Origin of the sequence: Providencia heimbachae ATCC 35613 (genome assembly GCF_001655055.1) — a bacterium.
Lineage (GTDB): Bacteria > Pseudomonadota > Gammaproteobacteria > Enterobacterales > Enterobacteriaceae > Providencia > Providencia heimbachae.
The window spans coordinates 93,015-99,242 of record NZ_LXEW01000026.1; the positions used below are offsets into that span (position 1 = coordinate 93,015).

The following is a 6,228-nucleotide window of genomic DNA, read 5'->3' on the forward strand; positions in this document are numbered from 1 at the left end:
GGTAGAATGAGCCGTTTTCAATACTAACCAAGCAAAAAATCGATGAATCTTAATAAAAAACAAATCCAGCACCTAAAAAGTCTCGCTCACCACTTGAATCCTGTTGTCATGATTGGCAACAATGGATTAACTGAAGGTGTGCTAGCTGAAATTGAACTCTCATTGGCACATCATGAGCTTATCAAAGTCAAAATCGCAGGCGAAGATCGTGATACTAAAAATTTGATCGCTGATGCAATTGTTCGCGAAACCGGTGCAGTAAATGTACAAGTTATTGGTAAAATCCTTGTTCTCTACCGTCCTTCGGCTGAGCGCAAAATCATTTTACCTAAATAATAATGCTTCATTTATATAAAAATGCCATTGAATGCATGTTTATATGATAAAAAAGGCCGCCTGCGGCCTTTTTCTTTAAATCTGTAAAATAATATAACCAATTCAGGCAAATAGGAATCAGATATACTCAACTTTAAGAATTTCAAACTCAACGTCTCCGCCGGGAGTTTTAATTGAGACCGCATCATCGACCTCTTTCCCCACTAAACCACGCGCAATCGGTGAATTAACAGAAATTAAATTAATTTTAATATCTGCTTCGTCATCACCCACAATACGATAAGTCAGCTCTTCATCTGTATCGACATTGAGTACTGTTACTGTCGCACCAAAGATAACACGCCCATTATTTGCTATTTTTGTGACATCAATAACTTGAGAATGGGAAAGCTTTCCTTCAATTTCTTGAATACGACCTTCACAGAAACCTTGCTGCTCACGAGCCGCATGATATTCAGCATTTTCTTTTAAGTCACCATGTGCACGTGCATCAGCAATCGATGCAATAATTTCAGGGCGACGGACAGATTTCAGATACTCGAGCTCTTCCCTTAGCTTATCCGCACCCAATACCGTCATTGGAATCTGTTTCATTGATAAATACCTCTAATTCAATCCTATATAAAAATAAGTATCTTCCTGATTTTGTAACAACAGTACACCGAACACCGCAGCAGAACTGGGGGTTCTAACAACATATAGGCTGTAAATAACTCAATCAGACTAATTCACTAACTTATCTTATCATAATGATCGCTATTTTAACTTAGAAGTTAATAGCGGGTCACCGTTTACTTTATTAGGCATTACACTTTAGTATGTACAGTATGTCCACCCTAATGCGTGAAATATATGTCATTATTAGCCTTAACCAGAAAATTGATGATCCCTTTAGGTATCGCCTTAACGGCCTCTCAAGCGCTAGCAATTCCTATCGATGATTATAAGCAGTATCTGCCCGATGGTACTAACCTCGCTCTGGTCGCGCAAAAAGTAGGCAGCACTACTCCACTTATTGATTATAATGCCCAGCAAATGGCGCTTCCTGCGAGTACACAAAAAGTCGTTACCGCCCTTGCTGCATTGCTGCAACTCGGCCCAGACTACCGTTTTGTCACTAACTTTGAAACTGATGCTAAACTCAGCAACAACACGTTGGCGGGTGATTTAGTTATTCGTTTTAGTGGCGATCCAACGTTGACACGTCAACAAATTCGAAATATGGCAAATGCGTTAAAACAAATTGGTATTCATAAAGTCGACGGCGATTTAATTGTCGATATTTCTGCTTTTACCAGTCATGACAAAGCACCTGGATGGGTCTGGAATGATATGACTCAATGTTTTAGCGCTCCACCGGCTGCCGCAATTATCGATAGAAACTGTTTTTCAGTTTCACTTTATCCTGCCGATAAAGTGGGGGAAATGGCCTATATCAAAACCGCCAATTTTTACCCAGTAAATATGTTTAGTGAAGTAAAAACACTCGGTAAAGGCTCTCCAGAAGCTCGCTATTGCGAGTTAGATGTCGTTCCAGGGGAATTGAATCGCTATACATTAACAGGCTGTTTAATGCAACGAAGTGAGCCCCTACCGCTCGCATTTGCCGTTCAAAATGGCGCAAGCTACTCAGGTGCAATCGTTAAGAACGAATTAACCACCGCAGGTATTGAGCTCACAGGCCATGTTAAAAAACGATCCTTTCCAGCGCCCCAATCGCAGGTTTTAGTTAAAACGGAATCGAAGCCGTTACATGACCTATTAAAGGTTATGCTAAAAAAATCAGACAATATGATTGCCGATACTGTGTTTCGTACTATTGGTCGTGACTATTATGGCGTACCGGGAACTTGGCGTTCAGGCTCTGATGCCGTTAGACAAGTTTTGAAGCAAAAAGCCGGTATTGATATTGGTAATACAGTCATGGTGGATGGTTCAGGGTTATCTCGCCATAATTTGATTACCCCAGCCACGATGATGGAAGTATTACAGTTCATCGCCAAGAATGATCAACAGCTCGATTTTATTTCAATGTTACCGCTAGCAGGCCATGATGGCACACTGCGATATCGTGGTGGTTTTGATGAGGCCGGTGTTAACGGGAAAGTTTCTGCTAAAACAGGCGCATTGCAAGGGGTATATAATCTGGCGGGTTTCATTACCACAGCAAGTGGTCAGCGAGTCGCATTTGTGCAATTTATTTCGGCTTATGCGGTTCCACAGAGCCAACAGCGCAGCCGCCGTGTACCACTCGTTCGTTTTGAAAGTCGCTTGTATAAAGATCTTTATCAGAAAAATTGATCTTATCTACTTCATGCTAAAATTGTCATGTCGCTGATTATACTATTCTGACCAATAAAAAAGGCGCAATTCCTAAAATCTTATCTGGAATTTTGCGCCTTTTTACATTCTAGGGAATTAGCTATTTTTTATAGATGAATTCGATCCCTTCATCATCTGCTTCATCCCAATCATCATCCCAGTCGTCATCTGTATCATCAGCTTCAGCAAGTTGCTCTTTGTGGTAATCATCCCACATGAATTCAACTTTTTCTGGTTGTTGTTCATCTTCAGTCGCAGCCATATTACGAGGCTGTGTATTCATGAACTCCATGATATCCCAGCACAAAGCTTTAACACCTTCATGGTTTACAGCAGAGATCATGTAATATTTCTCTTCCCAACCCATGGCTTTCGCAATTTCAGCTGCGCGCTCTGCGGATTCTTCTTCACCTAAGATATCCATCTTATTGAAGACTAACCAACGTGGTTTCGCCGCCAATTTTTCACTGTATTTTTCGAGCTCGCCGACAATGATCTTAGCATTCTCGACAGGATCTGATTCATCGATCGGACAAATGTCAATCAGATGAAGTAGTACGCGACAACGTTCGAGGTGTTTAAGGAATTGAATCCCAAGTCCCGCCCCTTCAGCTGCACCTTCGATCAAGCCAGGAATATCTGCAACAACAAAGCTTTGTTGGTTATCCATGCGTACAACACCTAAGCTTGGTACTAAGGTGGTAAAAGGATAATCAGCCACTTTCGGTTTCGCCGCAGAGACTGAACGGATAAATGTCGATTTACCGGCATTTGGCATGCCTAACATTCCGACATCAGCCAATAGCATCAGTTCAAGCATCAGCTCGCGCGTTTCACCTTTTGTACCCATGGTACGTTGGCGCGGTGCACGGTTTACTGAAGATTTAAAGCGGGTGTTACCTAGGCCATGAAAACCGCCTTTAGCAACCATATGACGCTGTTCATGACGCGTCATATCACTGAGCACTTCGTTGGTACCAAGATCGCGTACACGTGTTCCTACAGGCACTTTAATCGTGATATCTTGACCACGCTTACCTGTACATTCACGGCTTTGGCCATTTTGTCCACGCTCTGCGCGGAACGATTTCTCAAAACGGTAATCGATCAGTGTATTAAGGTTTTCGTCTGCCTCTAAATAGACATCACCACCATCACCACCATCACCACCGTCAGGTCCACCTTTTGGAATGTATTTTTCACGACGGAAGCTGACACAACCATTGCCACCATCTCCCGCCACGACTAATATTTTGGCTTCATCTACAAATTTCATAATTTTTTTTCTCCGTACCTAGCCATAATAGAGCTGGATGGCTGTCTTACCCAGAGATGGCGTATTCAGAATATAAAAAGCCCCGCAAAAAGTTTTGCAGGGCTTTAATTTTAAATTAAAAGTCAGAAAACTTATTCAGCTTCGATGCTGATAAATTTACGATTGTAAGGACCTTTAACTTCAAATTTAACTTTACCGTCCGCGAGAGCGAACAGAGTGTGGTCACGGCCACAACCTACGTTGCTACCTGCGTGGAACTTAGTACCACGTTGACGAACAATGATGCTACCTGCTAATACAGCTTCGCCACCGAAACGTTTTACACCCAGACGTTTTGCTTCTGAGTCGCGACCGTTACGAGTTGAGCCGCCAGCCTTTTTGTGTGCCATTAATCTGCTCTCCTAATCTTAAGCGATGACAGTGATCTTGACATCAGTGAACCACTGACGGTGACCCTGTTGTTTACGGCTATGTTTACGACGACGGAACTTGACGATTTTTATTTTCTCGCCACGACCGTGTGCAACCACTTCCGCTTTAACTTTAACGCCTTCAACGACAGGAGCGCCGATTTGGATCTCGTCGCCATTAGCAACCATCAGAACTTGATCAAATTCAACAGTTTCACCTGTTGCGATGTCCAGCTTTTCTAGGCGGACAGTTTGACCTTCGCTAACTCGGTGTTGTTTACCACCACTTTGGAAAACCGCGTACATATTAACTCCGCTTTCCGCGTACTCGCTAAATATTTCAATTCCAGAGCACGCTATAAAATATTCACAATAGGGCGCGAATTCTACGCAAAAAAGCACCAGAACACAAGCCAATAATGCAGTCAGATTATAAAAAATACGACTTTTTTATCAAGAGTCTCTTTTTGAGGCCGATTTACTATTGATAACTCAAATTGTTACTTATTTAAACATTTTTTGCATTACACCTGATAAACTCTTAATTAATAATGTTATGCTAACATCATAACTGTGATACAGGTTTCCCCTTCCATTAATTCAGGGAATGAACCAAAAACTAATAATATGAATAAATTACAATGAATTTAGAATCTATTATTGAACTGACAACCGAGGATATGTCAGCGGTAAATGAAGTCATCCTCGGCCAATTAAATTCGGATGTTGCGTTGATTAACCAACTGGGTTATTACATCGTTAGCGGAGGTGGAAAAAGGATCCGTCCAATGATCGCCGTGCTCGCGGGTCGATCCCTGGGTTATTCTGGCCACAAACATATCCAAGTAGCGGCACTGATCGAATTTATTCATACTGCGACCTTATTACATGATGATGTCGTTGATGAATCTGACATGCGTCGTGGAAAACAAACAGCCAATGCTGTTTTTGGTAATGCTGCCAGTGTGCTCGTCGGTGACTTTATTTATACTCGATCCTTTCAAATGATGACGGATCTTGACTCAATGCGTGTGCTAAAGTTGATGTCTGAAGCAACCAATGTGATTGCGGAAGGGGAAGTATTGCAGCTAATGAACTGTAATGATCCTAATATTACTGAAGAAAATTATATGCAAGTTATCTACAGTAAAACGGCTCGTTTATTTGAAGCGGCAGCACATTCATCCGCTATCTTAGCAAATGCGACTCCTGAGCAAGAAAAAGCATTACAAGATTATGGCCGCTATATTGGTACTGCATTTCAATTGGTCGACGACCTACTTGATTATGATGCTGACAATACACAATTAGGCAAAAATACGGGTGATGATCTTGATGAAGGGAAACCGACACTCCCTCTTCTCCATGCAATGCAGCATGGTAATGAAGAAGAATCAGCGTTAATTCGTCAGGCAATTGAGCAAGGTAATGGCCGCCATTTATTAGAAACCGTACTGGCTACCATGAAGCGCTGCGGTTCACTAGAGTACACCTATACCCGTGCACAAGAAGAGTCACAAAAAGCAATTGATGCTCTGAATATTATTGAGGATTCAGTATATAAAGAAGCATTAGTTGGCTTAGCGCACGTTGCTATTCAACGTCACTCATAATACTGATCAGGGGGAAATTATTTTTCCCCTTTTTCCTCCTCATCTATTTGCGCAAGAAGTGATGATAGGCCACGTCGTAAAATATATTTGACGATTTTACGACGTTCATCTTCAGTCAACTGATAATACGCTTCAGACCAAATTTGCAAGGCATCGGTTCTTTGACTCTGGTATGTCACTAAAGGCTCACTCAGGGTTAATTGCCCTTGAATTTCTCCCGGTAAACTCTCGACATAATATTCAACAGCCTTCCCTTGAACGCCTCTTTTAC

At 41.9% G+C, this 6,228-nt stretch carries 8 protein-coding genes; 3 read left to right on the forward strand and 5 right to left on the reverse strand.

Annotated features, from left to right (window positions below; genetic code table 11):
* Window positions 1-42: 42 nt before the first annotated feature.
* On the forward strand, window positions 43-336 hold the full coding sequence (yhbY, locus tag M998_RS08985) for a ribosome assembly RNA-binding protein YhbY (RefSeq protein WP_068439900.1): 294 nt from the start codon (window positions 43-45) through the stop codon (window positions 334-336).
* A 117-nt stretch (window positions 337-453) separates the two neighbouring features.
* Here the strand turns inward: yhbY and greA are convergent, their stop codons facing one another.
* The gene (gene greA / locus M998_RS08990) at window positions 454-930 is read right to left on the reverse strand and encodes a transcription elongation factor GreA (RefSeq protein ID WP_068439898.1); all 477 of its coding nucleotides are present in this window, start codon (window positions 928-930) and stop codon (window positions 454-456) included.
* Window positions 931-1,218: 288 nt separating this feature from the next.
* Between greA and dacB the strand changes: the two genes are divergently transcribed.
* On the forward strand, window positions 1,219-2,637 hold the full coding sequence (gene dacB / locus M998_RS08995; protein WP_231906708.1) for a serine-type D-Ala-D-Ala carboxypeptidase: 1,419 nt from the start codon (window positions 1,219-1,221) through the stop codon (window positions 2,635-2,637).
* A 121-nt stretch (window positions 2,638-2,758) separates the two neighbouring features.
* On the opposite strand, the gene cgtA is transcribed toward dacB, so the two are convergent.
* From cgtA to rplU, 3 genes are all read right to left on the reverse strand, one after another.
* On the reverse strand, window positions 2,759-3,934 hold the full coding sequence (gene cgtA, locus M998_RS09000; RefSeq protein WP_068439894.1) for an Obg family GTPase CgtA: 1,176 nt from the start codon (window positions 3,932-3,934) through the stop codon (window positions 2,759-2,761).
* Window positions 3,935-4,065: 131 nt separating this feature from the next.
* Window positions 4,066-4,323, reverse strand: a complete 258-nt coding sequence (gene rpmA / locus M998_RS09005) for a 50S ribosomal protein L27 (protein ID WP_068439892.1) — start codon at window positions 4,321-4,323, stop codon at window positions 4,066-4,068.
* Window positions 4,324-4,341: 18 nt separating this feature from the next.
* Entirely contained in the window at window positions 4,342-4,650 is a 309-nt protein-coding gene (rplU, locus tag M998_RS09010) for a 50S ribosomal protein L21 (RefSeq protein ID WP_068439890.1), read from the reverse strand.
* 335 nt (window positions 4,651-4,985) lie between these two features.
* Here rplU and ispB point away from each other — a divergent pair, with 335 nt between their 5' ends.
* The gene (gene ispB, locus M998_RS09015; RefSeq protein WP_068439888.1) at window positions 4,986-5,957 is read left to right on the forward strand and encodes an octaprenyl diphosphate synthase; all 972 of its coding nucleotides are present in this window, start codon (window positions 4,986-4,988) and stop codon (window positions 5,955-5,957) included.
* A gap of 17 nt (window positions 5,958-5,974) precedes the next feature.
* Here ispB and M998_RS09020 read toward each other — a convergent pair.
* On the reverse strand, window positions 5,975-6,228 hold a 254-nt coding region (locus M998_RS09020; RefSeq protein ID WP_068908534.1), incomplete at its 5' end, for a DNA-binding protein.

What these genes read in the sequence shown, in the direction of transcription:
- greA (WP_068439898.1), bottom strand. Translation starts at nt 930, where the DNA reads ATGAAACAGATTCCAATGACGGTATTGGGTGCGGATAAGCTAAGGGAA.
- rplU (WP_068439890.1), bottom strand. Translation starts at nt 4,650, where the DNA reads ATGTACGCGGTTTTCCAAAGTGGTGGTAAACAACACCGAGTTAGCGAA.
- dacB (WP_231906708.1), top strand. Translation starts at nt 1,219, where the DNA reads ATGATCCCTTTAGGTATCGCCTTAACGGCCTCTCAAGCGCTAGCAATT.
- cgtA (WP_068439894.1), bottom strand. Translation starts at nt 3,934, where the DNA reads ATGAAATTTGTAGATGAAGCCAAAATATTAGTCGTGGCGGGAGATGGT.
- yhbY (WP_068439900.1), top strand. Translation starts at nt 43, where the DNA reads ATGAATCTTAATAAAAAACAAATCCAGCACCTAAAAAGTCTCGCTCAC.
- rpmA (WP_068439892.1), bottom strand. Translation starts at nt 4,323, where the DNA reads ATGGCACACAAAAAGGCTGGCGGCTCAACTCGTAACGGTCGCGACTCA.
- ispB (WP_068439888.1), top strand. Translation starts at nt 4,986, where the DNA reads ATGAATTTAGAATCTATTATTGAACTGACAACCGAGGATATGTCAGCG.